This is a genomic window from Bombella sp. ESL0385 (assembly GCF_009725755.1).
GTDB lineage: Bacteria > Pseudomonadota > Alphaproteobacteria > Acetobacterales > Acetobacteraceae > Bombella > Bombella pollinis.
This window is the reverse complement of sequence record NZ_WNIJ01000001.1, coordinates 414,081-440,794: the sequence shown is the minus strand read 5'-3', so window position 1 is coordinate 440,794 and position 26,714 is coordinate 414,081. Positions and strand designations below refer to the sequence as shown.

General features: G+C 54.3%; 37 protein-coding genes. 27 read left to right on the top strand and 10 right to left on the bottom strand.

Annotated features, from left to right (window positions below):
* Positions 1-63: 63 nt before the first annotated feature.
* Complete coding sequence (gene dinB, locus GM557_RS02115; protein ID WP_155572762.1) at positions 64-1,167, bottom strand: DNA polymerase IV; 1,104 nt, start codon at positions 1,165-1,167, stop codon at positions 64-66.
* A 31-nt stretch (positions 1,168-1,198) separates the two neighbouring features.
* Positions 1,199-1,960, bottom strand: coding sequence for a LexA family transcriptional regulator (locus GM557_RS02110; RefSeq protein WP_155572761.1), 762 nt, complete (start codon positions 1,958-1,960; stop codon positions 1,199-1,201).
* A gap of 205 nt (positions 1,961-2,165) precedes the next feature.
* On the opposite strand from GM557_RS02110, the gene GM557_RS02105 reads away from it, so the two are divergent.
* The 4 genes from GM557_RS02105 (at position 2,166) to GM557_RS02090 (ending at position 5,097) form a co-directional block, all read left to right on the top strand.
* Positions 2,166-2,813 carry a hypothetical protein gene (locus GM557_RS02105; RefSeq protein ID WP_155572760.1) on the top strand — a complete coding sequence of 216 codons (648 nt, stop codon included), beginning with the start codon at positions 2,166-2,168 and terminating at the stop codon, positions 2,811-2,813.
* A 197-nt stretch (positions 2,814-3,010) separates the two neighbouring features.
* On the top strand, positions 3,011-3,412 hold the full coding sequence (locus GM557_RS02100; RefSeq protein WP_143813602.1) for a hypothetical protein: 402 nt from the start codon (positions 3,011-3,013) through the stop codon (positions 3,410-3,412).
* On the top strand, positions 3,409-3,867 hold the full coding sequence (locus tag GM557_RS02095) for a hypothetical protein (RefSeq protein WP_155572759.1): 459 nt from the start codon (positions 3,409-3,411) through the stop codon (positions 3,865-3,867). Before GM557_RS02100 ends, GM557_RS02095 begins: the two co-directional genes overlap by 4 nt.
* Positions 3,868-3,873: 6 nt before the next feature.
* Positions 3,874-5,097 carry a PBSX family phage terminase large subunit gene (locus tag GM557_RS02090; RefSeq protein WP_155572758.1) on the top strand — a complete coding sequence of 408 codons (1,224 nt, stop codon included), beginning with the start codon at positions 3,874-3,876 and terminating at the stop codon, positions 5,095-5,097.
* Between the two features lie 12 nt (positions 5,098-5,109).
* On the opposite strand, the gene GM557_RS08960 is transcribed toward GM557_RS02090, so the two are convergent.
* Complete coding sequence (locus GM557_RS08960; RefSeq protein WP_255446343.1) at positions 5,110-5,244, bottom strand: hypothetical protein; 135 nt, start codon at positions 5,242-5,244, stop codon at positions 5,110-5,112.
* 37 nt (positions 5,245-5,281) lie between these two features.
* Between GM557_RS08960 and GM557_RS02085 the strand changes: the two genes are divergently transcribed.
* From GM557_RS02085 to GM557_RS02060, 6 genes are all read left to right on the top strand, one after another.
* Positions 5,282-6,733 carry a DUF1073 domain-containing protein gene (locus tag GM557_RS02085; RefSeq protein WP_099026303.1) on the top strand — a complete coding sequence of 484 codons (1,452 nt, stop codon included), beginning with the start codon at positions 5,282-5,284 and terminating at the stop codon, positions 6,731-6,733.
* Positions 6,730-7,767, top strand: coding sequence for a DUF2213 domain-containing protein (locus GM557_RS02080; RefSeq protein WP_155572757.1), 1,038 nt, complete (start codon positions 6,730-6,732; stop codon positions 7,765-7,767). Before GM557_RS02085 ends, GM557_RS02080 begins: the two co-directional genes overlap by 4 nt.
* Positions 7,768-7,801: 34 nt before the next feature.
* Positions 7,802-8,302: a hypothetical protein gene (locus tag GM557_RS02075; protein WP_155572756.1), complete on the top strand. Its 501-nt coding sequence runs from the start codon at positions 7,802-7,804 to the stop codon at positions 8,300-8,302.
* Between the two features lie 47 nt (positions 8,303-8,349).
* Positions 8,350-9,372: a DUF2184 domain-containing protein gene (locus GM557_RS02070; protein WP_155572755.1), complete on the top strand. Its 1,023-nt coding sequence runs from the start codon at positions 8,350-8,352 to the stop codon at positions 9,370-9,372.
* Between the two features lie 3 nt (positions 9,373-9,375).
* The gene (locus GM557_RS02065) at positions 9,376-9,789 is read left to right on the top strand and encodes a hypothetical protein (protein ID WP_155572754.1); all 414 of its coding nucleotides are present in this window, start codon (positions 9,376-9,378) and stop codon (positions 9,787-9,789) included.
* 77 nt (positions 9,790-9,866) lie between these two features.
* On the top strand, positions 9,867-10,331 hold the full coding sequence (locus GM557_RS02060; RefSeq protein ID WP_196424571.1) for a DUF4054 domain-containing protein: 465 nt from the start codon (positions 9,867-9,869) through the stop codon (positions 10,329-10,331).
* Here the strand turns inward: GM557_RS02060 and GM557_RS02055 are convergent.
* Positions 10,328-10,528 carry a hypothetical protein gene (locus GM557_RS02055; protein WP_155572752.1) on the bottom strand — a complete coding sequence of 67 codons (201 nt, stop codon included), beginning with the start codon at positions 10,526-10,528 and terminating at the stop codon, positions 10,328-10,330. The two genes, GM557_RS02060 and GM557_RS02055, sit on opposite strands and share 4 nt — an antisense overlap.
* Positions 10,529-10,664: 136 nt before the next feature.
* Between GM557_RS02055 and GM557_RS02050 the strand changes: the two genes are divergently transcribed.
* From GM557_RS02050 to GM557_RS02005, 10 genes are all read left to right on the top strand, one after another.
* On the top strand, positions 10,665-11,126 hold the full coding sequence (locus tag GM557_RS02050) for a hypothetical protein (RefSeq protein ID WP_155572751.1): 462 nt from the start codon (positions 10,665-10,667) through the stop codon (positions 11,124-11,126).
* Between the two features lie 19 nt (positions 11,127-11,145).
* A complete protein-coding gene (locus GM557_RS02045; RefSeq protein WP_155572750.1) occupies positions 11,146-11,535 on the top strand; it encodes a hypothetical protein in 390 nt (129 codons plus the stop codon).
* Positions 11,481-12,062 (top strand): LIC_12616 family protein, encoded by a 582-nt coding sequence (locus GM557_RS02040; protein ID WP_196424570.1) that lies wholly within the window; start codon positions 11,481-11,483, stop codon positions 12,060-12,062. The genes GM557_RS02045 and GM557_RS02040 overlap by 55 nt, the downstream gene beginning before the upstream one ends.
* 39 nt (positions 12,063-12,101) lie before the next feature.
* On the top strand, positions 12,102-13,271 hold the full coding sequence (locus tag GM557_RS02035; RefSeq protein WP_155572748.1) for a DUF3383 family protein: 1,170 nt from the start codon (positions 12,102-12,104) through the stop codon (positions 13,269-13,271).
* A gap of 2 nt (positions 13,272-13,273) precedes the next feature.
* Positions 13,274-13,717 (top strand): phage tail fiber protein, encoded by a 444-nt coding sequence (locus GM557_RS02030; RefSeq protein WP_099026314.1) that lies wholly within the window; start codon positions 13,274-13,276, stop codon positions 13,715-13,717.
* An 11-nt stretch (positions 13,718-13,728) separates the two neighbouring features.
* Positions 13,729-14,193, top strand: coding sequence for a phage tail assembly chaperone (locus tag GM557_RS02025; protein ID WP_099026315.1), 465 nt, complete (start codon positions 13,729-13,731; stop codon positions 14,191-14,193).
* A 123-nt stretch (positions 14,194-14,316) separates the two neighbouring features.
* Positions 14,317-15,555, top strand: coding sequence for a hypothetical protein (locus GM557_RS02020; RefSeq protein ID WP_155572747.1), 1,239 nt, complete (start codon positions 14,317-14,319; stop codon positions 15,553-15,555).
* 32 nt (positions 15,556-15,587) lie between these two features.
* Complete coding sequence (locus GM557_RS02015; protein WP_155572746.1) at positions 15,588-16,283, top strand: phage baseplate protein; 696 nt, start codon at positions 15,588-15,590, stop codon at positions 16,281-16,283.
* Between the two features lie 3 nt (positions 16,284-16,286).
* The gene (locus GM557_RS02010; protein ID WP_155572745.1) at positions 16,287-16,586 is read left to right on the top strand and encodes a phage baseplate plug protein; all 300 of its coding nucleotides are present in this window, start codon (positions 16,287-16,289) and stop codon (positions 16,584-16,586) included.
* The gene (locus GM557_RS02005) at positions 16,583-17,707 is read left to right on the top strand and encodes a hypothetical protein (protein WP_155572744.1); all 1,125 of its coding nucleotides are present in this window, start codon (positions 16,583-16,585) and stop codon (positions 17,705-17,707) included. The genes GM557_RS02010 and GM557_RS02005 overlap by 4 nt, the downstream gene beginning before the upstream one ends.
* A 3-nt stretch (positions 17,708-17,710) precedes the next feature.
* Here GM557_RS02005 and GM557_RS02000 read toward each other — a convergent pair whose 3' ends face one another.
* Positions 17,711-18,739, bottom strand: a complete 1,029-nt coding sequence (locus tag GM557_RS02000; protein WP_155572743.1) for a hypothetical protein — start codon at positions 18,737-18,739, stop codon at positions 17,711-17,713.
* 104 nt (positions 18,740-18,843) lie between these two features.
* Here GM557_RS02000 and GM557_RS01995 point away from each other — a divergent pair, with 104 nt between their 5' ends.
* Entirely contained in the window at positions 18,844-19,677 is an 834-nt protein-coding gene (locus GM557_RS01995; RefSeq protein WP_155572742.1) for a hypothetical protein, read from the top strand.
* Positions 19,678-19,686: 9 nt separating this feature from the next.
* Here GM557_RS01995 and GM557_RS01990 read toward each other — a convergent pair whose 3' ends face one another.
* The gene (locus GM557_RS01990; protein WP_155572741.1) at positions 19,687-20,733 is read right to left on the bottom strand and encodes a hypothetical protein; all 1,047 of its coding nucleotides are present in this window, start codon (positions 20,731-20,733) and stop codon (positions 19,687-19,689) included.
* A gap of 92 nt (positions 20,734-20,825) precedes the next feature.
* Between GM557_RS01990 and GM557_RS01985 the strand changes: the two genes are divergently transcribed.
* Positions 20,826-21,479 carry a Gp138 family membrane-puncturing spike protein gene (locus tag GM557_RS01985; RefSeq protein WP_155572740.1) on the top strand — a complete coding sequence of 218 codons (654 nt, stop codon included), beginning with the start codon at positions 20,826-20,828 and terminating at the stop codon, positions 21,477-21,479.
* A 3-nt stretch (positions 21,480-21,482) separates the two neighbouring features.
* Here GM557_RS01985 and GM557_RS01980 read toward each other — a convergent pair whose 3' ends face one another.
* The 4 genes from GM557_RS01980 to GM557_RS01965 form a co-directional block, all read right to left on the bottom strand.
* Positions 21,483-22,073, bottom strand: a complete 591-nt coding sequence (locus GM557_RS01980) for a hypothetical protein (RefSeq protein ID WP_155572739.1) — start codon at positions 22,071-22,073, stop codon at positions 21,483-21,485.
* Positions 22,074-22,087: 14 nt separating this feature from the next.
* Positions 22,088-22,243, bottom strand: a complete 156-nt coding sequence (locus GM557_RS01975) for a hypothetical protein (protein ID WP_155572738.1) — start codon at positions 22,241-22,243, stop codon at positions 22,088-22,090.
* 134 nt (positions 22,244-22,377) lie between these two features.
* A complete protein-coding gene (locus GM557_RS01970; protein ID WP_155572737.1) occupies positions 22,378-22,761 on the bottom strand; it encodes a hypothetical protein in 384 nt (127 codons plus the stop codon).
* 12 nt (positions 22,762-22,773) lie between these two features.
* Positions 22,774-23,130: a hypothetical protein gene (locus GM557_RS01965; protein WP_155572736.1), complete on the bottom strand. Its 357-nt coding sequence runs from the start codon at positions 23,128-23,130 to the stop codon at positions 22,774-22,776.
* 46 nt (positions 23,131-23,176) lie between these two features.
* On the opposite strand from GM557_RS01965, the gene GM557_RS01960 reads away from it, so the two are divergent.
* The 5 genes from GM557_RS01960 to GM557_RS01940 are packed head-to-tail and all read left to right on the top strand — an operon-like array spanning position 23,177 to position 26,708.
* On the top strand, positions 23,177-23,527 hold the full coding sequence (locus GM557_RS01960) for a hypothetical protein (protein WP_099027555.1): 351 nt from the start codon (positions 23,177-23,179) through the stop codon (positions 23,525-23,527).
* Positions 23,514-24,740, top strand: coding sequence for a baseplate J/gp47 family protein (locus tag GM557_RS01955; protein WP_155572735.1), 1,227 nt, complete (start codon positions 23,514-23,516; stop codon positions 24,738-24,740). Before GM557_RS01960 ends, GM557_RS01955 begins: the two co-directional genes overlap by 14 nt.
* Positions 24,737-25,426 (top strand): DUF2612 domain-containing protein, encoded by a 690-nt coding sequence (locus GM557_RS01950; protein WP_155572734.1) that lies wholly within the window; start codon positions 24,737-24,739, stop codon positions 25,424-25,426. Before GM557_RS01955 ends, GM557_RS01950 begins: the two co-directional genes overlap by 4 nt.
* Positions 25,423-26,289, top strand: coding sequence for a hypothetical protein (locus GM557_RS01945; RefSeq protein ID WP_155572733.1), 867 nt, complete (start codon positions 25,423-25,425; stop codon positions 26,287-26,289). Before GM557_RS01950 ends, GM557_RS01945 begins: the two co-directional genes overlap by 4 nt.
* A complete protein-coding gene (locus tag GM557_RS01940) occupies positions 26,286-26,708 on the top strand; it encodes a hypothetical protein (protein WP_155572732.1) in 423 nt (140 codons plus the stop codon). The genes GM557_RS01945 and GM557_RS01940 overlap by 4 nt, the downstream gene beginning before the upstream one ends.
* The last annotated feature ends 6 nt before the right edge of the window (positions 26,709-26,714 follow it).

Here is a 26,714-nt window from a genome sequence, read left to right as displayed (position 1 = left end):
CCATGGGGCACACCCCATCATCTACGCTCTCCACTCCATAAACAACTATCCCTTTTTTAACCTCTATTCCTCAAATAACCCCATCTGCACCGGCACTACCTCATCCCGCACCCCAAGAGCAGAAATAGTTAATCCAAGCAAACGGATAGGCCGCTCCAACGGGAAGAAACTACGCAATAATTCCAAAGCCATCCGCCGTAACACAGCCCCCTCCACAATCGGAAACGGAGCCGAACGCGCCCGCGTTACTGTATGAAACCCCGCATAACGCAACTTCAACGTCACCGTTCGCCCCGCAATGGACTTCTGCTCACACGCCATTATCAACTTCGCAACAATCCCCTCCAATGTAGCAGCAAGGCTCTCCCACGCCTCTACATCACGCGCAAAGGTCGTCTCCGTCCCCAAAGATTTGCGCGGCCTATTCACCTCAACCGGTCGATAATCCACCCCCCGCGCAATATCATGATAAAACTGAGCAGAACTCCCAAAATATTGACGCAACGCCGCCACACTCCATGTCTTTAAATCCGCTCCCGTATAAATCCCAAGCTTATGCATCCGCGCCGTTGTCGCAGGCCCCACACCATGAAACCTCTCCACCGGCAAATCCGCTACAAACGCCGCCCCCCGCTGAGGAGGAATCACAAACAACCCATTAGGCTTCCGCTGCCCAGACGCCAATTTCGCCAAAAAGCGATTATACGACACCCCCGCTGATGCCGTTAAACCCGTTTCTTTCTGAATCTCACGCCGAATCGCCTCAGCAATCGCCGTGGCCGAGCCATAAGCCGCCCATTGTTCCGTCACATCCAAATAAGCTTCATCTAATGCAAGGGGCTGAATCATCAGCGTATAACGCCTAAAAACGTCATGAATCTGGGCCGATACCGCCCGATAAACCTCAAAACGCGGCGGCACAAAAATCAATTCCGGGCACCGCTCCAACGCTTTATGGGAGGGCAAAGCAGACCGCACCCCATAAGCACGCGCCTCATAACTCGCTGCCGCTACCACACCCCGTCCCACAGCACGCCCCACCGCCACAGGCCGCCCCCGTAATGCTGGATTATCCCGTTGCTCGATAGACGCATAAAACGCATCCATATCCACATGCAGGATGCGCCGTATCCCCTCCTCCCCATCACCTTTAGGCTTCGCGTTCATCCTCATACCATCCTAATATGGGATAACGCCTTTAAAAGGACGCCTTGGGCATAGGCATATAACTCCCCACTACCAACGCTAAAATCGTTACATTCGGGCTTTCCGCCGCACTATGGCACACAGTCGTTTCAGGCCCCGGTAGAATCAAAGGAGCCTGAAACTCCGGCTCCGTACTTTGCGGCCATAATACCATCTGCCCACTCGCTTTAATCTGCACCGCCTTAATCGTTGCTTCAAAACTATCCGAAACATCCGAGCGCTGCATCGCCACCACATAATCCCCATTCCGCGGCCTACGCCCCAATTCGGAGAAATTAATGACAATCACCACCGAACCTTCTTGAAACACCCGATTCATGGACTGCCCCTTCACCATCAACCCATAACGCTTTAGCCCTGGATATGCCGAATCCTGCGGGATCGTAATGGCATAACGGTCCAGCACAGGCCATTCCTGCGCCTCTTTCCACACTCCAGCCTGCACCTCTCCACAAACTTGAATCTGCGCTACTGGCAAAGAAGGCGCAGACGCCCCATCAGAGGCCTGCGCTGCGTCTTCTTCCCCCTTATGGCTAATTTCCGCTACCAAACGACTCACCGGCACACCAAGCACTTGCGCCAAAGCCGCCAATTTATCCGTCCGCGGTAGATGTTTTCTCCGGCGCATATCCCGCAAAAAATCCACCCCAACAGCAGGATTAATCTCACGCGCCTTCAAACAAGCCCGTCTATCTGAAAGACCCTGCTCATCCAAAAGCGTATCAAGAAGATTCAATAACGATTCAATAGACATGCGGGAATTATCCCTAATTCCAAAAAAATGTCTATACGGGATTTTCCCCTAATTTAGCTTGACATTCGAGGATATTTCCCCGCATTTTAAAACTGTTCCTCGGCTAGATGTCGCTTACACATCTTTTATAAGGAAAAATACCCACACCATCCTCTCAAAACCCACGCCTCTACCCCATCATGATTCATTTTTGAGGAGTCGTCCTTTGTCACGCACCACCCATCTTATCACCACCCCCACACGGGAACGCACACGCAAGGTCGATTATGAGACCCTTGGCCGCCGCCGCCGCCGCGCCAATACCCTAGGCGCGCTTTCTTCACGCCTCAAAGCTGAAGTAATTTCGGAGGCAGAACAATGGGTTAAAGATTGGATGTTGGCCGAGCATGGCTATCTCGACATCATGAAAGATGGCGGAGCCCCTGCCCTCGCAGGAAATGTCCTCACCTTTAACGCCCTACAAGGCAAAGCGTGGGGCCGCCTTAAAGCATTCCGCCGCCATGCAGGGCGCGAGCGGCATCAACTCCTCGTCAATTTACTTGGGTTGGGATGGTCCTTTACCTCACTCGGCTCCAAACTCTACCCTAATCTCCACCCCGATCGCGCCCGCAAAAAAGCCGCCGATGACTGCGCCACCACGCTAGAGATGCTCGCTGATTTTTGGCTAGAACAACGGCGCGCCAAAGCCCGCCAAGCCGTCCATATCGCCCGACAACACCGCCAAGGGTTAGATATTCCCACCCTCTCCAAAACCTATAATATCGCCCCTAAAGGCATGCAAAAAATCATCCAACATGGCGAGCATATCCTCAACAAACCGCAGAAAATCACCGCTGTTGAACTACGCTCCTAAATAAAATCACCACCACCTCATTTTCTCATTGACAGCCCGCCCGCTTTCCCCTATAAAAACCTCATCATCGCGAGCCGTGTGCCAATAAGGCATACGGCTTTTTTATTGCCGCAACCCGGCACCTAGAATCTGGTCGATAGAGCCCCTTTCATACGGCTCATCCCACATATTCCTTCTCTAAAAAACGGATGTCTCTTATGGCACAGGCCCTCTCTACCGCCGAGCAGCCGCTCGGACGCGGTCGCATTGTCACAACCAAACGCGGCCGCTGCGTCGTTTTAGCCGAGGACGGCCCCCGCCTCGTTCTCTGCCCCCTCTATGAAGCACCAGACCTCCATCATAGAGCTGACATTCCCCTTAGCTGGCGCGATGAACTTATTTTGGGCCTGAAACAAAATGCTGTCATTAGAGCCATCCCCTTCCTCAAACAACGCAATGCCGTCATAGCAGAGGACGCCTATATCTCCGCTCTAACACTCACCCAGCTCCGCCTCCGCACCCATAGGGAGCTACAAATCAGCACGCTAGAGAGCAAACGCCTCCCCCTTTTCTCTGGTCGGCCCATTCGCCACTCTGCACATCTCAGACACCTTACATGAAGACACAGCGCAAAAAGCCCGTCACGTTCTCACAATCTCTCTTTGATGAAATGATGGAGGACCTCATGCTCGGCCACCCCTTGCATGACATCTGCTCTGGCACACATCGCCCTACCCTCCGCAGCTTCTATCGCTGGCTATACAAAAAACCAGCCCTCCTTCCCCGCTACCGCCATGCAAGAGACCTCTCAGCTGATAGCTTAGAGGCCAAAATCCTCTCTCATCTTGCAACCCTGCCCGACAAAGCCGACACCGCCACCGTCAACCTCTTTAAACTCCGGTTCGACACACTTCGCTGGCTTATGGCCCGGCGCGCGCCCAAACGCTATGGTGAACGACAAACAGTCGAACATACTGGCCAAGAGGGCGGCCCCCTTCACACTATCCAACGCGTCATTATCGACCCCAACACCCCTCCTCCAGATAATAAAACTGATACCTTAATGAAGGGGTAAACCCTCATGCCGCCTCAGACCCACCTCACCATCACCACCCCACGTGCCTTTGCTCCCTTGCTCAAACCATCACGCTATAAAGGCATCTGGGGCGGCCGCGGCTCCGGCAAATCGCACTTCTTCGCCGGCTTATTAATCGAACAAGCCACACTCCACCCCGGCCTCCGCGCTGTCTGCATTCGCGAAATCCAAAAATCCCTCGCAACATCTGTTCATCAGTTACTTTGCGACACAATCAACCGGCTAGGATTACACCACCACTTCACCATTAAAGAGAGAGAAATCATCACCCCCGGCGGAGGCGTCATCTTGTTCCAAGGCATGCAAACCCATAACGCCGAAACCATTAAATCACTCGAAGGCATGGACATCGCATGGGTGGAAGAAGCCCAATCCCTCTCCGCCCACTCCCTCAAACTCCTCCGCCCCACCATCCGCAAGCCCGGTTCAGAAATCTGGTTCAGCTGGAACCCCAACCACCCTTCCGACCCTGTCGATGCCTTCATGCGTAACCCCTCCCATGAGGATGACCCCTCCATCATCACCATCCACGCACGCTGGTCCGACAACCCTTGGTTCCCAAATGTTTTGAATGAGGAACGAAAACGCGACCAAACATTACGCCCACAAGATTACGACCATATTTGGGAAGGAGATTACCAACAGCATCATGATGCCCTCATCTTCCCCGACCGCATCAGCATAAAATCATTCACCGCTCCCGAAACTTGCCGCTTCTATTTCGGTGTAGATTGGGGCTTCTCACGGGACCCCACCGCTCTGGTCCGCTGCTTCATCCATGACGATATCCTCCATATCGACTATGAGGCTGGCGGCACAAACATCCCCTTAGACCAACTCCCCTCCCTCTTCGAGACACTCCCCGCCATCCGTCATTGGCCTATCCGCGCCGATAATGCCCGTCCCGAAACCATCAATTACCTCAAAAACCGCCATCACTTCCGTATCACATCCGCCAAAAAATGGCCCGGCAGCGTGCAAGACGGCATAGAGCGTCTCAAATCATTCCGCGCCATCCATATCCATCCACGCTGCGTAGAAACCGCACGGGAGTTCCGCCTCTATCGCTATAAAACTGACCCTCTCACCGGCGACATCCTCCCCCATATTGAAGACGCCAATAACCATTATATCGATGCGCTTCGCTACGCGTTGGACGGCCTCATTACCAACCACACCCCCCTGCCGGACTTCTCACGTTTTGCCTAGCCACACTAATCCTCACTGCCCAGCCATTATCCCCCATAAAATAAAACCACCCACAGCCCCACCCAACACCACACCAGCACAAACAGCCAACCATAACATCCGTGCTGCAATGCGTTGCGGCGGCGCTTTCCAATCTAACCATCCCATAAACCAACGTCCTCCCCGTTAAAGATAGGTCTTTCTCATGTCCGGCTTCTCCCTAACACGCCTCTTTACCAAGAAGCAGCCCACCCCCTCTCATAACAGGCAAGACCCCCTTCCACCACGCCACCCTACTACCCCTCATAAAACGCCTGTCTCATGGCTCAAACGCCTAAGACGCACCGAGCCACCCACCCTCTCCCCCAACACAACCTCACACTTCATGCCCTACCAACCACCACCGGGTATCGTGCCAGAAGGTTATAACCGCCCCACCCCTCTTGGCTCCGATGCCGCGCCTAGCACCACAGCAGACATCACCAGTTGGGCTATGGGCCAAACCACCTCCCAACCCTCTTGGATGGCCGATGGTTTGGGCTTTCTTGGCTACCCAACCCTCGCTCAAATGGCCCAACGCGCCGAATTCCGCAAACCTTGCGATGTCATCGCCCGTGAAGCTACGCGAGAATGGATTAGCCTTAGCACACATAATCCTGCCGATTGTCCCCCTCCCGGAATCCCCCAAGACCCTACAACCCGCCTCCACGCGCTTGAAGTCGAAATGAAACGACTCAATATTCGCGAACTCCTCCACCAACAAATCCTTGATAGCCTACTCTACGGCATCGGCCATATTTGGCTAAATATGGCTGACACACCCCGCACAACATACGGCCAAACCCTCCCCCTCCCCCTCACCTCCAACGGCGTCCGCAAAGGCACACTCGCCGGGCTAAAAACAATCGAGCCCATTTGGACAACCCCCAACGCCTATAATGCAGACTCCCCCCTACAAGATGATTATTACCGCCCCCGTAATTGGTGGGTGCAAGGCTGCCTCGTCCATCGCGACCGTCTCATCAGCATGATCCCCTACGGCGTGTCAGACCTTTTTAAACCTTCCTTCAATTTTGGCGGTATGAGCCTCACCCAACAGCTACGTCCGTATGTTCATAATTTCTTACGAACACGGAACAGCATCAGCAACATCACCGCCAACTTCTCCAAACTGGTTTTAAAAACCGACATGGGCGGCCTCATGGCCACCGGCACCAGTGATGAAGCAGACCCCACAACCTCCATCACAGGCCGCGCCTCCTTTATGCAGAAGATATCGGAAGGCCAAGACATCATCGTAGCCGACCACCAAAATGAGGACATCTCCATCATTGCCACGCCCCTCACCGGGCTGGCAGACCTCCAAGCACAAGCTATGGAGGCCATGGCCTCCATCCCCGGTATCCCCTTAGTCAAACTCTTTGGCATTACACCCAACGGGTTAAACGCCTCCTCAGCAGGAGAAATCCGTGTTTTTTATGATGAAATCGCCGCCTTTCAAGAAGCTCATATGCGCCCCGTTCTCACGCGGTTACTCACCCTCCTTCAACTCAATCTCTGGGGGGCGACCGACCCCGCTTTAGAAATCACCTTCAACCCCCTTTGGCAGCACCTCTCCGCCACGCCAGAGCCAACTTCTTCCAAAGAGAGCCCATGACCATCCTCGCTTATGACCGCAGCGGCTCTGTCCGCAGCTTTGATGATAATGGCCGCCTACGTGTAGAGCGCACCCCCATCAGCAAAGCTAATATCTGCACTTATCAAGGCCGAGAAATCCCCCATTACGACACACTCGGCCTGCATCCAGACCAGCCATACCGCCTCCTGCGTGACCCTCACGAACTCGCAAAAGCAGCAGACAGCTTTAACTCTCTCCCTATTCTAGAGGAGCATATCCCCACCAGTGCCCAGGCCCACCCACGAGAACTCACCGTTGGGGCCACCATGGATAATGCCCTCTTTGAAGCCCCTTATCTGACCGTCGGCATGGTCATTTTCGATGGCCCCGCCATCGCCCGCATCCAATCCGGTGAGCAGAAAGAACTTTCCTGCGGCTACGCTTATGAGGCCGATATGACACCCGGCACATATGGGGGCCAACCTTATGATGGCCGCATGATTAACATTCGAGGCAATCATATTGCTCTCGTAACAAAAGGTCGAGCCGGACCAGATGTCCTCGTCCACGATTCATCTCCCTCTCCGGCTTCCCCCTCACATAATAGGACACACACCACCATGACAAAAACCGATGCACATTCCCCCGCTATAGAGAGCGACATTCCTAACACACCGCCACATAATGAGGCAGAAACCATCAAAACACATCAACCAACAGACCTACCGGCTGAAAATCCGGCTGAAGATAAAGAAGCCGCCCTCAACGCCGCTATTCAAAAGGCCATCGCCGCCGACCGCGCCTTACGCCTCGCCACAGAAGAAGCCTGCCGCCTCGTTCGTCCCCTCGTTGGCGATGTTCACGGTATGGATAGCGCAGAGGATGTTTATCGCTACGCTCTTCAACACTCTGGTATGGCCGCCGATAGCCTCACAGAGGTTAATCAAGCGGGCTTGCGCGCACTTGTCCATGCACGCCTCGCCACTATGGCTCCACCGGCTTATAACGCGGCTCACGCTCCCCTCGCAGCCGATAAAGCTTCCACCTCCTATAGCGCACCACGCCGTTATTAATCACCTCTCCATCCTATAAGCAGGAATCTTTTCCATGTCCGATTTCCAACAGACAGTCTCATACACATGGCCGCAAGGCTTCCCCGGTGCCCCCGCTAGTGCCAACCCCATCCGCACCTCCATCGCGCCAGAAGGCGGATTCGTCGCGGGTAATAATGGCCTCACCATCGCTCATTTCGCATGGCGCAATGATGACAGCATTACCCTGAGCAACAGCGGCACGACCGCACCGGCAGGCTTCCTTTATCGCAGCCAGCAAGGCGTGATGACACAATATCTCCAATCCGCCACAATGACACTCCCCGCAGGCTTTGCCGCAAGCCTTGCAGAAGGTGGTGACTTCTGGGCACTCGCCACAACAGCTTCCAATGCTGGCCAAGCCGTTTACGCCAATACAACCGATGGCAGCTTACAAACCGCTTCTCCATCCAACACACCACAGGGCACCGTTCCAACAGGCTGGGTCGTCTCTCGCGGTGGTGCAGCGGGAGAACTCATCATCATCTCCGGCCCAATGCACCCTGTAGCGGCCTAATTGCGCTGTCATATCTCTATACCCCAAAAACTCATTAAGGCATTCGCATGACCTACTCCATCTCCCCTGCCATGCTTCAACGCGATTTCGGCGTCCATGGCATCCTTGACCATAACTTAGCCTTCGACAACGCTACGGCCCCTAACTCAGGGATTCCGAGCATTTTCTCCACCTATACAGACCCCCGCACGATCAAAGCGATCATCACCCCTATCCGCGCCGAAGCCATCTATGGTCAGGGGCAAAAGGGCGACTGGCTGACAGACACCGCCCAATTCCCCTTCGTAGAACTCTCCGGCCAGACAGCCTCCTACGGCGATTATGATAGCTCCGGCGATAGTGACGCCAACGCTAACTGGGTCCAACGTCAATCCTTCCACTTCCAGACATGGACAAAATGGGGTGAGCGTGAAGCAGAACGCATGGGGGCTGCCCGACTAGACTGGGTCTCCCGTAAGAATGAGGCCTCCATCTCTGTCCTTAATAAAACAAGCAACCGCATCAGCCTATTCGGTATGGAAGGCCTACAGCTGCGCGGTGCCCTCAATGACACCGCCCTACCACCGGCCATCCAACCTAGCCCCAAAATCGGCCCTTCCGGCACTGCCACAGGCAGCAATGACTGGCTGAGCATGACCGACCCGGTGCAGGTCTATAACGACATCCTCAAAGCCTTCCAGCAGCTCTCCGAGCAGATGGGCGGCAATGTCACGTTAGAAAGCCCATTGACACTCGTCATCCCGACAGAGCGTCAGCAATGCTTGCTTTATAGCAACCAATACCGCACATCCCTCCGCGATTTACTGCGCGAAAACCTACCGAACTTGAAGATCGAAACCCTGCCAGAAGCCGGAAGCACACTTTCGGGCGGTCAGACAAAGGTCACGCAGCTGCAACTCTTCCTACGCGAAGTTGATGGGCAAGAGAGCGTCACTACCGCCTTCACCGAGAAACTCCGCGCTCACACGGTAGAACGCTACAGCTCCTACATCCGCCAAAAGAAATCGCAAGGCAGCTGGGGGACCATCTGGTTCTACCCCGTCGCCTGCGTCACCATGACAGGAATCTAACCTATGGCCGATCATGTCACCGTTCTCTGCCGCCTCCCATCCGGCATCCGGCTCGAGCTGCACGACCTGCCTAGCCTGAGCGAACGCGCTCAGGCTAGTGCCCCTATTATGGCCCCTCCACAGGCCCGTGCATCCATCACACTCAACGGCATCCGGCAAGACCCACACTACCATCCGTTGGAAAACCGGCTCCTTGGCCGCGCTGGTCGCACCAATGTCCCCACAGATTTTTGGAAAGCATGGCTAGAACAAAACAAAACCTCCAGCCTCGTCACCCAGAAACTCGTTTTTGCCGAAACCACAGCCGCCCGCGCTGATAACGCCATGAACGAACTCGCCAAAGAACGTACCGGCCTTGAAGGAGCCGAACATACATCCTTGGTTGAGGGCGTCACCCCACTGCACTCTGCTGCATAAACCTCCCTATATTCTGCCTTCCCGTCTTTATGAGGGGAAGGCAGCCTCTCGGCTCATTTCCTTGTAAGGACACCCGCATGACCCCAGAACCACCGATGACATCCCCCGGCATTGTTCCCTTTTCCTATACGGATTGGTTAGCGGCGTACCCTTCCTTTTCCGAAACCATCACCGCCCCACAAGCCGAGAGCTTCTTTCACCTTGCCGAGCTTATCCTCAATAACACGGCCCGCTCCCCTATTCAGAGCCTCACACAACGGCGAACACTCCTCTGGCTGCTCGTAGCTCATCAGGCACAGCTTTTTGCCAATAACAAAGCGTATGATGCTAACGCATCCTCTCCTACCACCCCACCTGTTGGGCGCATCGCCTCCGCCACACGCGGATCCGTATCCATCAGCTTTGATGGCAGTGCCCTCCCCAAACAAGCAGGATGGTTCAACCAAACACAATATGGTCTTATGTTCTGGCAGGCTACCGCACCATTGCGGCAAATGCGCTTCCTACCGGGGCGAACCCATCCCCCTCGCCTGTGGCCTTAACCCCAAAGCAGCCACCAAACCGCATAAATCAAAATAAAGGGCACTAACAACCGCACAATCATGCGTACCGTAAGGCCCTCTCCCTCCCCGCCAGAACGTACCATTAAAAAGATGGTCCGTGTTAAAGAGAGCAAACACAAAATCACCACCACCGCAAACAACACAACCTTGCCTGTCACAGCACCATACATAGACACCTACCTCCTTACATCTACCAAGCCACGATATACCCAATAGCCCGGTCACTTATACAGCCTTAAAGTGGCGGAGTGCTCCCCTTTCGTCAATCAAAACAGCCCGTCCCCCTCATATAATATACAGGACCTCCACATTATGCCGTCTGCCCTTAAAGGGGGCCAAAAAGCCCATTCTTTGCTCCTAAAACTCACCCAATCCGCCACAAAAACAAACGTTTCGGTCGGCTATTTCCCACAAGACCACTATCCAGACGGCACCCCCTTAGCCCAAATCGCAAGCGTGCAAGAATATGGCACCACCACCATTCCCACTCGTCCCTTCCTCCGCTCTACAATTGCCAACCGCCAAACCGCCTGGGCACAACAAGCCCGCCAGCTACTCCAAAATCCCGACACATCCCCCCAAAAGGCCCTCACAACCCTTGGCCAAACCATCGTCACGGATATTCAAACCACAATAGACCACATCACAACCCCACCACTCAAACCCACTACAATCTCACACAAAACACAACATCATCGCCCCCAACCACAAAAACCACTCATCGATACGGGCCTCCTTCGCAGCAGCCTCCGCTCGCAACTCACTCAAGAGTAACCCTCAACAGGCCTCTCCTATGAATCTCTTCTCCCTCACCGCGGACGTAACCGCAGCCCTCAACCCACTCCAACCCGCCAAACTCCGCCGCATGACCGGGACAAAACACGCTGCCGATTACAGCACCACTCCTCTTTATGAGGATATCCCCGTCATGATCGACATCCAACCAGCCCCTAGCAATGCCCTACAGCTCATCGGCAATATCGCCCAACAAAGCGAAAACCGCACAGTTTATCTACGCGGTAACGCTCATACCCTCAGCCGCCCGCTCCAAAGCGGGGGAGACAGCCTCATTTTTGAAGGCTCCGAATGGCTCATCACAAAAATACTCGAACAATGGGGACCCAATGAATGGTGCCGCCTGATAGTCACACGCCAGACCCCACAGAGGTCACAACCCAACTAATCCCAACAGAAAGCACCATCATGCACATGGTGGGAGATTGGCTTACAGAAGTCGCCCTCCCAGCAGATTGGGCTCTCATTCAGGGGCAGCAAAACCGCCTCGCCCCTCCAGCGCAACGTTTTATGGTCATGCAGACCATCACACGCCGCCCTCTCGCAACCAATCGGCATGTTTATGATCCTACCACAACCACCATCACCCAACCGGTAGAACTCACCATTCAGCTTACTGCCTATGGTGATGATGCCATCACAACCCTCGGGACCATCAGCACCCTCTGGCGCGATCCTGCCGCGGTCAGTTGGTTCCAACAAAAACGAGACGACATGGCCCCCCTCAACACAGGGTCCATTATGCAGCACAGCTTTATCACCGCAGAGCAACAATACGAGGATTCAGCCATATTAACGCTCCTCCTTATCATACAAACCCGCCTCTGCCGCTCTGCTGAAACTGCCTTGGCACTCTCCATGTCCTCCATACGGGAGGTCGATCTGCCATCTCAGCCTCTCTCCCCCATTTCCTAACGCTTCCTCTCTCCCCCCTAACATTAAGGACCCCATCTCATGGCATCCCTTACAAGCACCATCCCCCTTTCCCAAATTGTCACCATCAACCCCGGCACGATTGGAGCCGCTAGCGGCGTCCCCTTCATCAACGGGTTATTCATCACCACACCGGGCGACACATCCACCCTCACCGCTGGGCAGCTCAAAACCTACACCTCTTTGGAAGACGTCACAAAAGACTTCCCCGCCACAAGCCTTGAAGCCCGCATGGCGTCCGTCTATTTCAGCGGCTTTGAGGACGCCACCCAAAGCCCCTCTACCTTGCTCATCTACATGGCTGATGCCGCCCACCAAGCCAGCCCAGCCGACTTGATGGACCTCATCACCAGCCAAACGCAAAACTTCGCTGGCTTTACCACCACATGGGAACCCACATTAACCCAGAAGCAGGCCTTCGCGAACTGGACCGCAAGCCAAGCAGACCGCTACTGGTACGTCCCTTTTGATACAGATGCACAAGCCCTCAACAGCCAGAATAGCACCAGCTTCGGCACATGGTTACAAAACCAGAATATTGACGGCACAACCCTGCTCTACCAAGACCCCTTAGCATGTGCTTTCTGCCTAGGCTGGATGGCATCTTTGGATTTCAGCGCAACATCTGGACGCACCAATCTATGCTTCCGCCGCAGCGGATTGCTTGCCCCTACCGTAACAGATGCCGTAACCGCTTCCACATTGCGTGCTAATGGCTATAACTTCTACGGGGCTTACGCTAACGGCCTAGGACGCTTCCAATGGCTAGAGGATGGCCATGTCTCTGGCGCGTTCCTCTGGGCTGATAGCTACATCAACCAGATTTGGCTTAACGCCTCCTTCCAATCCGACCTTGTAAATCTCCTGCTTAATGTGGGCCAAATCCCCTATAACGTCACAGGGGACGGGCTCATCTCCGCGAGCGTGCAGGATACCATCAACCAAGCCCTGCGCTTTGGGGCCATCCGCCCCGGCATCCAGCTTACATCCCTGCAAAAACAGCAAATCGACCTCGCAGCAGGCACAACCATCAGCGACACAGTGCAGACACGCGGCTGGTACTTCCAACCTAACGCCTCTACCTCCCCGGCAGATATTCGCGTGGCTCGCAAAAGCCCGCCCTGCCGCTTCTGGTACACGGATGGCCAATCCGTTCAATCCATCAACCTTGCGTCTATTGAGGTCCAATAATCATGTCAGGCAACGCACTCATTACAGCAGCAGATGCCGTATTCACCCTCACGGTCAAAACTCTGTTCAACACCCCCATCACATTGGAGAACTGGGCCACCGAAAATTCATGGAGCAGTGGGCAGAAAGTAAAACTCGCCGCCACAACACTCTCCCTCGATGGCAAGATGAATAAAGGCTACATCCCTTCCCTTTATCCCATGGTACTCACCTTCTCAGCAGGCTCCAACTCCTTGCTGGTTTTTGATGCCATCGCCACGGCCTCACGTCAGGCCCGCACGGTATATGAACTCAATGGCGAGCTCCTCCTACACGGGTTAGGGCGGCGTTACACCTTCACCAATGGCTGCCTGACGGATTACGACCCCGTCCCCGCCGGCAAAACAACCTTAGGCGACCGCAGCGTGACCATCACATGGGAGAATGTCCTCCCCGCTGGCTTATAAGGACCCCCTTCGTGAAATCCATTGAATGGACCCCAAAAGACGGGTCAGATGCAGGCAAATGCTTTGTCATCTCCCGCATGTCCGCCTTTACGGCGGACCATTGGGCACGGCATGTTGTTCGTGCCCTCGCCCGCGCGGGCGCAAACACCCCGCGCGAGGCCCTACAAAGCGGCATTGTCGGTCTTTCCGGCCAAAGTATGGCTCTATTCGGCCATATGAGTGACGAGGACTGCGACAAAGCCTTCTCCGGCCTGCTTGATTGCGTCAAAATCCGCCGCGACCCGCATAATCAGGCCATCGACCCCGCCCCCCTCATCGAGGCCGACATCTCAGACCCCAACACATTACCCGCTCTTCGGGCGGAGGCCTTCCGGCTTAATGTGGATTTTTTCAAGGCCGCGATTTACCAGATCTACCCTCTCATCGCCATATTGAGGGAGACACAGCCGGAGGACGCAGCCCCACCCGCTGCGTAAACCTCTCAACCCCAATGGCCTTTGTCATCGGGGCAGGCTTAGCCACATTACACGAGCTGAAAACACTTTATGACAGCGAGGATATGTGGCTCCTCTGGGAAGTCGCGGCAGTGGAGCGCGTAAATGGCAATTCTTGATACCCTCATCATCCAACTCGGGCTAGATAGCTCCGGCCTCGCCCAAGGGGCCGCACAAGCCCACCAAAACCTCACGACACTAGAGCAACACGCAAACAACACCGCTCAAACCCTTGCCCAAACAGGCCAACAAGGGGCCGATGCCTTCCGCACCTTCCGGCAAGAAGCCATGGGGGCCCTCGCCCTCTTTACCGGGGGCCGCTCCCTCTCCACATTTGGCCAAGACATCACCCACGCCACTCAGGCTCTCAGCACCCTTGGCCAACAGCTAACAGCCACCCCGCCACAGCTCAACACCCTCCAACAAGCTCTAGCCCCCCTCTCTCAACACCCCACCTCCTCGCTGGAAGACACACCCCTCACACCACACACCCCGCAAGACCACACCCACACCGCCACCTCCCAGACCCCAACATCCCCAATCCCCTCTCCCCTCACACACACCTCGCCATCCCCTAACCGCGCTGTGCAGGAATGGGCAAACCTCCTCTCACGCGCCAATCAGCTCACACGCCAAGCCCTCCAAGAGGTCGAGCCCACCCTCCATAATGCCGAGCAAGCCCTCGCCCGGCTCCACCAGCGCAAACAACACCCCAACGCTGACGCCCCAGCCAACAACCCTCTGGCTATGGTGCAAGACCTCTCCGCTTTGCTGACCACCCGCACCATCCTAGCCACACACACACCACCACACTCACCCCCCTCCCGCACGGCAGAACCCCCATTTTACACGCCACCAGCGGCCAAACCACACACACCCAATGCCCCACAACCCGACCTTACAACACGCACCGCCGCCGCCTCACAAGCGACAAACACCCCCCTTACACCAGCTTCCCCACCCTACCACCCCACACCATCATTTAACCCGAACCCACCAGCCTCACCCCACCTATCAGAACGAGACGAAACCTCAACACACTGGGTACGCCTCACCCATGCGTTAACCCAAGCAAGTGCTGCACTCGCCCAACACCACCTTCCCCAACAGCACAGCAACACAACCCCGCCACAATTGAGCAACACACACGCCATCACCCAAATTGTGCAAGCGATGGACACCGCCCAACCACGGCACACCACCACCCACAACAACACAACCCACAGCCCCACTATTAACATCACCGTGAAGGCAAACTCACAACACCCAGCGGAAATCGCCCGCGCGGTAGAAGCGAGCATTGCCAAAACCATCACCCGCTACACACTCGCCCATATCAGCTAGACCACAGCGGGCCAGAAAAGAGAGGAACCCCCATGTCCGCCCTTACATCCCTCCGGGCCACGGCCTCCAGCTTTGGGGGGGACGCGTTGGAGAACTGGGCCATCCAACGCGCCGCCCGCCAATGGGGCATTTTCACCAACCCCAAAGCCGAAGCAAAAAAAGGCTGGCAAACCACCGCCACCAAACTGCTAGGCAATGACGTCACCACCCTTTTCAAAAAAGGCCCAGAACCCGTACTAACCGCCGCCCATGTCGTTTCCCTACAAATAGAAGAAAAATCCTCTATCTGCACTGCCCCACAGGAGAACACCTCTTTCACCAGCTATAATAAGGTTGCCGCCCCCTACACTGCCACCATTCGGATGATCTGCGATGGGTCAGAAACCGGCAATCTAGCAGAAAACCTCCTCCCAGGCTTTTTACGTGGGGCCCTCGGCGTCGGACCAGATACAGTAAAAAGCAAATTTGCCGATAAACTAACCGAGTTAGTCAAAGACACTAACCTTTATTACGTTATTACGCCGGAACGTAACTATCCTGACGCCAACATCGTCAACTATAAAATTACCCGCTCAGCAGACAGTAACACAGCAGACCTCATCATGGCAGACATCACCCTCCAAGAGGTTCGACAAAGCAACACCTTCCCCTCCTCGGCAACACGATACCCCCAAGGGGCACCTACACAAAATACAGGCACTACCAACCTCAATTCCGGGAAGGGTTAATTCATGCTCTACACCATCCCCCTCTCCCCAATTCCCGCCCAAAGCCTCACCTGCCCCATCGCCGGGTTACAATGCCAATTCTGGCTCCGCCAACTTGCCTCCGGCTTGTATATAGATATCACCGCAAACAACACTCCCCTCCTCCTTGGCACCCTCTGCCAAAATGGGACAGACCTCCTTCGCTCCCCCCTCAGCCCCCTGCCTGGTACCCTCTATTTTGGGGACAACGCCGGCACATCAGACCCTGACTTCACAGCCCTCGGCTCCCGCTTCCTCCTTTATTATGAGGACAACTCATCATGACCTACACCGCCTCTGCTACGCCCCCCAAAGCCAACAGCTTTACCCATAAACAAATCATCATCACCTTTTACACACCACAAGCGGATGGGTCTTTTTCCAATATCACCATTGGGCAAGACCACGCCATCCATGCCCTCATCAAACATGCAGGCGTCGCACTCGGTTCCGAGGCTGACATCACCATTAAAGGGCTTTTCAAGAAAACACGCGAAGATTTCTCTATCGTGCCCGATTACCCTATGGTGGACGACCTCAACCACGTTCTTCCCGGCCGCACCACCATCATGCTCTCTGTGAGCGATGATAATAACGCCCCCCTCACAACACTCTTTATCGGGCAGATTAACGACGCCTATACGGATTATAACGACCCAGACACACCCTTCCAAATCCATGCCATGACAAACACAATCCCCGCTGGCATTCTCATCCCCGCAAAAGGCTATAAAGGCCCTTACCCCGCCCTCTCCATCCTGCAAGACATCTGCTACGCAGCCAAACTCCAACTTCTCAATTATGGCGGTTGGGATCATCACCAAACCCTCACCAACCATTACCGCTCTGGGACTGCGCTAGACCAAATAAAGGGGGTCGTAAACGCAACACATATCAAATATAATATCCGACCTTACACCCCCATTACGCAAGACGAGGCCAACAACCTCCCCAACAGCTACAAGCAGCAAATCTCCCAAACAACAGCCCATCTAGGGGTGGTTGAAATCTGGGGCGGCTCCTACACTGGCACCCCTCCAAATGGGCAAGAAAAATCAATACCCATCATCTCTGCCCAAAATGGTATGGTTGGCTACCCCAAATATAACGAGGCCGGAACAACCATCACAACACTACTCCGCCCAGACATCGCCTTCTGGCAACCTCTTATATTAGAGAGCAAATACGCCCCTCAAAATTGGCTTCCTTCCCCCAACCAACCGAACAGCCTCACCAACCAAAGTCACCAGCTTATCAGCAAAGCCCCTTGGGATGGCCTATGGCTACCCATTGCCATCCAACATGAAGTCTCAACAGAAATAGCGGAGGGCAAATGGCACACAACCATAGAGTGCATCCGCACCAATCTCGGCCAAAAACCACCTCATAACAAAGCACTATCCTAATACCTACCAGCGCAATGCACCGGACTCAGGGGCTTCTTCTGCATTCTCCGCATCACAAACTCCAGTCCCCAACCCTTTCCCATAATAAATCCCATCATTAATAGCTTTAACATGATGGGTAATATCCCCCCACTCATACCCCATATTATCCAACAATCCCCCCATGATAATAGCACAGGGGCCATACCGCCCCTTCTGGGAAAGAACTAAATCCGCTGCATTCTCCGCCCATACACGCCTAACACCCGCCTGTACCAACCGCTCAATCGTCCCTTTCCGATCCTCCCGAAAAGCCTTCTGCAACCGCTCAATCGATGGCGCATAAGGATATTCCGCATTCGGGTCTTGATACATCCGCCCAATGTCACAATCTGTTTCCGCTGTTTCAAAACTCCGAGCATTCAACTCCCGGGCAATATCCGTATCCAGCCCCATCAACGGTTGATGAGCGTGCAATAAAAGGTCTACTGTCACAGCACAGGCTTCAAACCTTCCTTTTTGAGTCGTTAAAAGAACAGCTGCACTCTCCGCAACACCTTTTTCTACACCAGCGTCAATCATTGCCTTAATCGTCCCTTGGCGATCGGTTAGAAAGTCCCTTGCAACCATCCCTGCATGATTACGAACTACAGGCTTCGCAGGCGTCTTATCCAAAAAAGCCTTGCTACAAATATGTACCTGCTCAATATCGTAAACAAATCGCCATGACCCAGAATTCGCTAAGCGAATACGCTCCTGCCTATCCTTATCCGGCGGCCCATCATCAGGGAACTCAGGATGCAACGCATCATACCCGCTCAACAGCAAACTCACATGCTGCGCGCACATAGACTCAGGCTTATACTTCGCCCCCCACAAAGCCTGCCGCGCTAACGACGCACTCAAGCCCATCCGCTGCAACGCATATTGCTGCTGCGCCGCAACCATCTTCAACCCCTCCTCTATAGGCGGTATCCCATCAGCACAAACACCCAAACCCGGCACAAAAACAAACGCCACAAAACTCAAAATCCCCGCAACAAATCCCCGCATCACAACCCCCAATAATCACAAAGCCAAAGCCACCCTATCAACAAATAAACCATATTGTCACCTTAACATTCCTCAACCACGTTCTCCCCGGGCGCACCACCATCATGCTCTCTGTGAGCGATGATAATAACGCCCCCCTCACAACCCTCTTTATCGGGCAAATTAACGACGCCTATACGGATTATAACGACCCAGACACACCCTTCCAAATCCATGCCATGACAAACACAATCCCCGCTGGCATTCTCATCCCCGCAAAAGGCTATAAAGGCCCTTACCCCGCCCTCTCCATCCTGCAAGACATCTGCTACGCAGCAAAACTCCAACTCCTCAATTATGGCGGTTGGGATCATCACCAAACCCTCACCAACCATTACCGCTCTGGGACTGCGCTAGACCAAATAAAGGGGGTCGTAAACGCAACACATATCAAATATAATATCCGACCTTACACCCCCATTACGCAAGACGAGACTAACAACCTCCCCAACAGCTACAAGCAGCAAATCTCCCAAACAACAGCCCATCTAGGGGTGGTTGAAATCTGGGGCGGCTCCTACACTGGCACCCCTCCAAATGGGCAAGCAAAATCAATACCCATCATCTCTGCCCAAAATGGTATGGTTGGCTATCCCAAATATAACGAGGCCGGAACAACCATCACAACACTCCTCCGCCCAGACATCGCCTTCTGGCAACCATTCACCCTAGATAGCAAGTACATCCCTCAAAACTGGCTCCCCCCAGAAAATAAGCCAAATAGCCTCACCAACCAAAGTCACCAGCTTATCAGCAAAGCCCCTTGGGATGGCCTATGGCTCCCCATTGCCATCCAACATGAAGTCTCAACAGAAATAGCGGAAGGCAAATGGCACACAACCATCGATTGCATCCGCACCAATCTCGGCCAAAAACCACCTCACAACGGAGCAACCTAACCCCTTGCTCTACCATCCCTCCCGCGGGTCATGATTCATATTATCCACATCACAAACCCCATCACCAACACCACTACCACCACCACCATTAGGATAGCCCCCAATGGTATAATACCCCTTATTTATCGCATCTACATGATGGGTAATATCTCCCCATTCATACCCCATATTATCCAACAACCCCCCTACAATAACCGCGCAACGCCAATAACGCCCCTTCTGGGAAAGAACTAAATCTGCCGCATCCTCAGCATGATCCCATCGGACGCCCACTTTCTTCAACCTCTTAATCGTCCCCTTCCGGTCCTCCCGAAAAGCCTTCAATAACCGCTCAATCGATGGCGCATAAGGGTCTTCTGCATTCGGGTCTTGATACATCCGCCCAATGTCACAATCTGTTTCCGCTGTTTCAAAACTCCGAGCATTCAACTCCCGGGCAATATCCGTATCCAGCCCCATCAACGGTTGATGAGCGTGCAATAAAAGGTCTACTGTCACAGCACAGGCTTCAAACCTTCCTTTTTGAGTCGTTAAAAGAACAGCTGCACTCTCCGCAACACCTTTTTCTACACCAGCGTCAATCATTGCCTTAATCGTCCCTTGGCGATCGGTTAGAAAGTCCCTTGCAACCATCCCTGCATGATTACGAACTACAGGCTTCGCAGGCGTCTTATCCAAAAAAGCCTTGCTACAAATATGTACCTGCTCAATATCGTAAACAAATCGCCATGACCCAGAATTCGCTAAGCGAATACGCTCCTGCCTATCCTTATCCGGAGGCCCATCATCAGGGAACTCAGGATGCAACGCATCATACCCGCTCAACAGCAAACTCACATGCTGCGCGCACATAGACTCAGGCTTATACTTCGCCCCCCACAAAGCCTGCCGCGCTAACGACGCACTCAAGCCCATCCGCTGCAACGCATATTGCTGCTGCGCCGCAACCATCTTCAACCCCTCCTCTATAGGCGGTATCCCATCAGCACAAACACCCAAACCCGGCATCAAAACAAACGCCACAAAACTCAAAATCCCCGCAACAATGCCCCGCATCACTACCCCCAATAATCACAAAGTCAAAACCACCCTATCAACAAATAAACCAAATTGTCACCTTAACACATCGCCAGAATATGGAGCCTACTATGCCTCTCCCCACCAACACCCCTTATCTTCGCCCTACGACGGGGAAAAATAACATTAAAGGCGCGCTAGATAGCCTTATTGCCAGCCACATTAGCCAAATTGGACCTTCTATGTTGGTTCAAGTCGTGGATGTCTCGGCAGAACCAGCCTCTATCACCGGCAAAGTCACCGTCCGCCCCATGGTCCAACAACAAGACGCCCTATCACGCCCTTTAGCGCATGATATCATCCATAATGTGCCCTACCTACGCATCCAAGGTGGCACATCGGCCCTCATCATCGACCCCAAACCGGGCGATATTGGCTTCATCATCATATCCGGGCGCGACCACACCCATGCCGTAACAACCCGTCAGCCATCCCCACCTGCCTCATTCCGGCAATTTGCTCTACAGGATTGCGTTTATGTGGGTGGCTTTCTCAATAACGGGCCAAATCAATTCATTCAGGCCACAGAGCAAGGCTGGCGCATCGTAACACCGGGGACAGTTTCTATTGAGGCCCAAGGCGAGGTGACTATCAATGCTGCAAAATTATCAGCAAATTGCGATATCGTAACAAATGGTGACGTAAAAGCCGGCAGCATATCCCTTACACAACACACCCATAACGGGGTACAACCCGGCTCCGGCGATACCGGTCCCCCCCGATAATTATCATTGAGGGAAAGGCATATGCCCATGCTGTGCAGTCTCGCGCATATTCTGCACAAACTCAGCTCCTTGAGCAAACTCAACCTGCTTTTGCCCACCACTCCACACCATCGTCACAGCATGACTTTGCGCCAATGCCGCGAACAGGGCCTTCCCTTCTGCCTCACTAACATAACAGCCCCATTGCGTGCCTCGGTTAATAATGCCGGTATAATGGAAGCTCTTTACCTCCAGACCGTTCGAAAAACGTACAGATAAAGCCGGGTCCTTAACCTCTTGACCTTTCAGCACGAACATCAAAAACACATCTCCGCCACGGCGTGGAGAAAAGGACAACATTACATCATCCTCAGCCAGCAAAGCCGTCAGAGTATGTTCCAACTCCAACATCTGCCACTTCCCCACCTGAGCAAGACGCTGCCCCTCCTGCGCAGACACACCAATAGCCGCTATGCCATTGGTCGTTACATGCCCATCTTGCCCCACCTCAAGAGGGGCCTGCGCATGGGCGATCCCCCCTGCTATGCAACACCCTACCCCTAGCATCCCCATTCTCACAGCTAAGCGTTTTAGCTTTAAGGCCCCTCGTACCATCTCCGCCCTCCTCTTTACTGCGTCACATCCTCAGCTTCATCGCTAGAGACCTCATCAATCACCTCATAATGCCGCTCCCGCGCAGCTGGCCGCTCCTCAGGATGCAATTCCTTAATCACTTCATGGGTAGGTTTGAGCGGTGCATTCTTACTATCTGACTTATCAGCCATATTCCTATCTCCTTACTGTATATCAAGGTGCCCCTCAGCTGGCCCCTTCCCAAAAGGAGATCAAGCCGCAACCTACCATAATCCTGCAAGACTGCTTTGCAGTAAGCCCAACCCTTCCCACGAAAAGGAAAAACTTACCGTAGATTTTCCCGCTCACAAATACCGGAGTTCTCTAGATAAACCACCACACGTTGGTCACTTTGGACAAACGCCTCAGAGGCCCCTTTCGCATCCGCTGCAAGCTGACGAACATATTGCGCACATTGCGAACGCGGACGATGAACCACAGCCCATAGGCCATCCTTTGCCGTCCTTTCCGACAACCCCAAACGGCGCAGATTTTGCTCATCAAACTGCAAGCCCTGCTCACTATGCCCACGATGATGAGCAGCAACAGCATTATCATGCAGTGCCTGAGACAACGACTCTGTAGGCTCAGGCTGATGGCTCAACATATCCGCGTGCGCCTCTCCAAACATCATAAGAGCCGCAACACACATAAACGCACGATAAGTCATACACAAAGTTCCTTATTGAGGAGGCACCGCCGGCAAGGCAGGAGCATAAGCCGGATGCTCTCCAGTAACAGCGTTATCACTCTCTAAGTCTGGTTTGTAGCAATATTTTGTAACATTCCCCCCACCATCATCATAGTAGGTAAACATATGGATAACAGCATCATAGCAAGGCCCACGCCTTTTATTGATGAGAACATCATACGCGTTATCAGCAATCCTTTTTTCCGAATACGCAGCATGTAGAAACTCATAAGCCCGCTGAGGGTCCACCATAAAGGTTCCACCACTCCCACGGACAAAACGCTCCTCTGCTCGCGCCACGCCAAACAACGCCAACCCCGCCATCACGACCACCAATAAACGCATCATAAGCCCTCCTTCACCTTTCCTCACCTGCTACCTCACAGGACGCCGCATGAAAACCCTCTCCCTTACCTCTGATTGGGACTTATCGCTTGATAGCACCGGCAATCTCGTTGTGCTGTCTGATAAAACTGCCATTTTACAAGATGTCTGCTCTGCCGCCCGCACATGGCTGGGGGAGGTGCTGTACGACACCGGGCAAGGCATCCCCTACGATACAGACATCCTCAATTCAGAAGTGGATATCTCCTTCTACGCCTCCGAGGTCGAGGATGCCGCGCTCTCCGTCCCCGGCGTTGCCGCTGCGACCTGCCACCTCGCCAATCCCACAAAAGAACGCCAATTACGCGGCGTTATCCTCGTAACCTTCACTGATGGAAGCACGGATTATGCCCAATTCTGACTTCATAACGAACGTCCCTGCTCCCACCCTCACCGATGCAGGCTTCACCGCTCCTTCTGAGCAAGACATCCTCACCGGCGTGCTAGCGGACATGAACACCGCCCTCGGTGGCGGGGCTAATACAGCCCTCTCCACCCCTCAAGGGCAAATTGCCATTTCAGAAACCGCTATTCTTGGCGATTTTCTATCGGTCATGCTAGCCGTCTTTAATGGCGTGGACCCCGCCTCAGCCTCCGGGCGGATGCAAGATGCTATCGGGCGCATTTACTTTATGGAACGCCGCCCCGCCACCGCGACCACTGTTACCGTGCAAGCCACGGTGAACGCTCCCGGACAGGTCATCAAAGCTGGGACAATCGTCGCACAGGGTAGCGATGGCAACCTCTATGCCGCCCCGCAGGATATTACCCTCCCCAACACCAACACTGCTAATTTAGAGCTTTCATGCCAAACAGCAGGGGCCATTACATGCCCCGCCAATAGCTTAACGCTCTATCAAGCAGGGCTGGGGATTGCAGCCCTCTCTAACGCCGCCCCCGGTGCTACGGGAGCCGATGCCGAAAACCGCACGGACTTCGAGGCGCGGCGTCAAGCGAGTGTGGCGGCCAACAGCATCGGCCAGAACGCCTCTCTCATGGGCGCATTGCTTGCACTCCCGGGCGTAACAGATGCCTTTGTGACGGATAACCCCTCCCAAACGGACATGACGCAACAGGGTGTGACCATCCCAGCAGGGGCGCAATATATCCTTGTTGAGGGCGGCAATCCGACAGATATCGGACGGGCCATCCTCAATAAAAAGCCCCCCGGCATTGCAACTGTTGGCACGCATATCGCCACCGTTCAGGATACCAACCCGGTTTATGCGGGGAACCAGCCGTCTTACTCCTTCCATTATGACCGCCCCACCCCGGTGGCTGTCTATGTAACTATGGAGATTGCCGCGTCTGACACGGTGCCGAACAACGCAGCACAGCTTATTCAGCAAGCCATCATGAGCTATCTCACAACGGGGACAACACGCATCCGCATCGGCAAGACGCTCTACGCCTCGCGCCTCTCAGCGGTTGTGGATGGGTTAGGTGACTGGGCAGAGGTGCTAACGCTCTCTATCGGCACGGACGCCAATGCGGGCCAGAACAGGCTCACCCTACCGATTAACCAGCTCCCCACCGTCACAGCCGATACAATCAGCGTACAGGTGGTGACATGATCGACATACGCGAGACCATCTTAGCGCAATATGCCAACAGCCCCGCCCTCACCGGCATTATTGGTTACTTCAATGCGGCCATAGACCCACAGAGCCTCATTGAGACCTTCCAACAACGCGTCTGGAACCCCCTTACCGCCACAGGATGGGGGCTGGATGTATGGGGCCGCATTGTTGGAGCCCAGCGCGTCCAGAAGGTCAGTCAACCGCAATTCATCGGCTTTGATGAGGCTGATGACGGCACCAATTCAGCACGCCCTTTTGAAGATGGCATCTTTTATACCGGCAAGAGCATCACCGAGAATTATGCCCTCACTGATGAGGCCTTCCGGCGGCTTATCTTCGCCAAGGCGGCGGCTAACATCTCCAACGGCTCCATCGCGCAAAGTAATGCCATCCTCATGCGCCTCTTTGGCGGGAATGGTAAGGTCATTTACCTCTCCGAGGGTACTCCCGCCGATGACTATCTCGGCTTTACAGAGGCGCACGGCCCTACCAAAGGCCCTCAAACCTTCGAAAACGGCATCTTTTTCGGCGACAGCTCCTTAGGGTCTGCCAATGGTACGATGACGATTTGCCACAACTGGGACCTCTCTCCCCTTGATGTCACCCTTATCCAGCAAAGCGGCGCCCTCCCCCGCCCCGCAGGTGTCCACATCCTTTATCAGCGAGTTTACATTCCATGAAACAGACCGATACCCGGCCCCTCTTCGCCACCCCGTGGGCAGAGCAGGCCGATAGCTCCACCATTGCGACCATTCCGCAATCAGCAACCACTATTGGCCGAGCGAGCATGGCTCTGGGCTTCCCCAAAGCGACCATGACCCCCATTGCCGCCGGTGGCGTGCCGCCTTATGGCGAGGACATGAATGGCATCCTCAATATGCTCTCACGCGCGGCCCGCACAGCAGAACTAGGGATGTTACACCCTTTCTCTGCCGATTATGCCGCCACTATTAACGGCTATCCTGTAGGTGCAACCATCGCACACCCTACCATCGCAGGGCGTTTTCTCATCTGCACGGCAGACAATAACACCAACGACCCCAGCCAGAGCATGAATGGCTGGCTAGACCCGCTAGGAAATTACGCCACAGCCGCCGCCCTTCAACAGGAGACGCAGCGGGCACAGGCGGCAGAGGCGGGGTTGCTGCCCCTCTCTGGCGGCACTATCACCGGGCCGATTAACCGCGCCGGAGGTGGCGTGTTGCCAGAGGTGATTGGACCGAACTTAACGGGCCGTGTGGTGATTCAGGCGTTTGTGGCTACAGGACAAACCGGCGTAGGCTACGGTAACGAGGCGTGGGTTTCGTTCCCGGCTTCATTCACACCGGGCACTATCCCTGTAATTTCAATCGCAATTACCCGCGAAACGGGTGGGAATTACGTCTCCCGTTTCGCTCCGATAGGCGTTTATCTCAACACCGCCACGCCGCATATCAATAATACTGGATTTTCCTTTCAACCCGCCTACGCCAAAGGCGGGGAGGTTAATACCTCCGGTGCTCAGTGGACGTTACAGGTTATCGCAATAGGAGTTATGCAATGAGCAATTATCAGAATCTTTATCCGGCGCGTTATTACGCCAGTTACGACCACTCGGCCACCCAGCCGACCCCTGTTACGGGGTGGTTTGACATGGGATTTTACAGCAATTTAGACGGGTTCCCACCCGCCTCAGAGCTACTCCCTCTCACGCCAGCGCAATGGGAAGCGCGGCAACCGTGCGGGCAGGCTGTGCAAGATGGCAAGATTGTTCCGTATGTGCCGCCGCCGCCGCCGCTCAAAGCCCAAGCGACCTCCGCTCTGCAAGCCGCACGCCAGATTGTTTATAACAATTACGGCATCATTGGTGAGCCTACGCCTGATAACTGGGTCGCCTACATAAAAGCCTTAATGGCTATTGTGAACGGCACCGACACCACCAGCAAAACCCTCCCCACAGCCCCTAGCGAACCAACAGCATAACAAGGA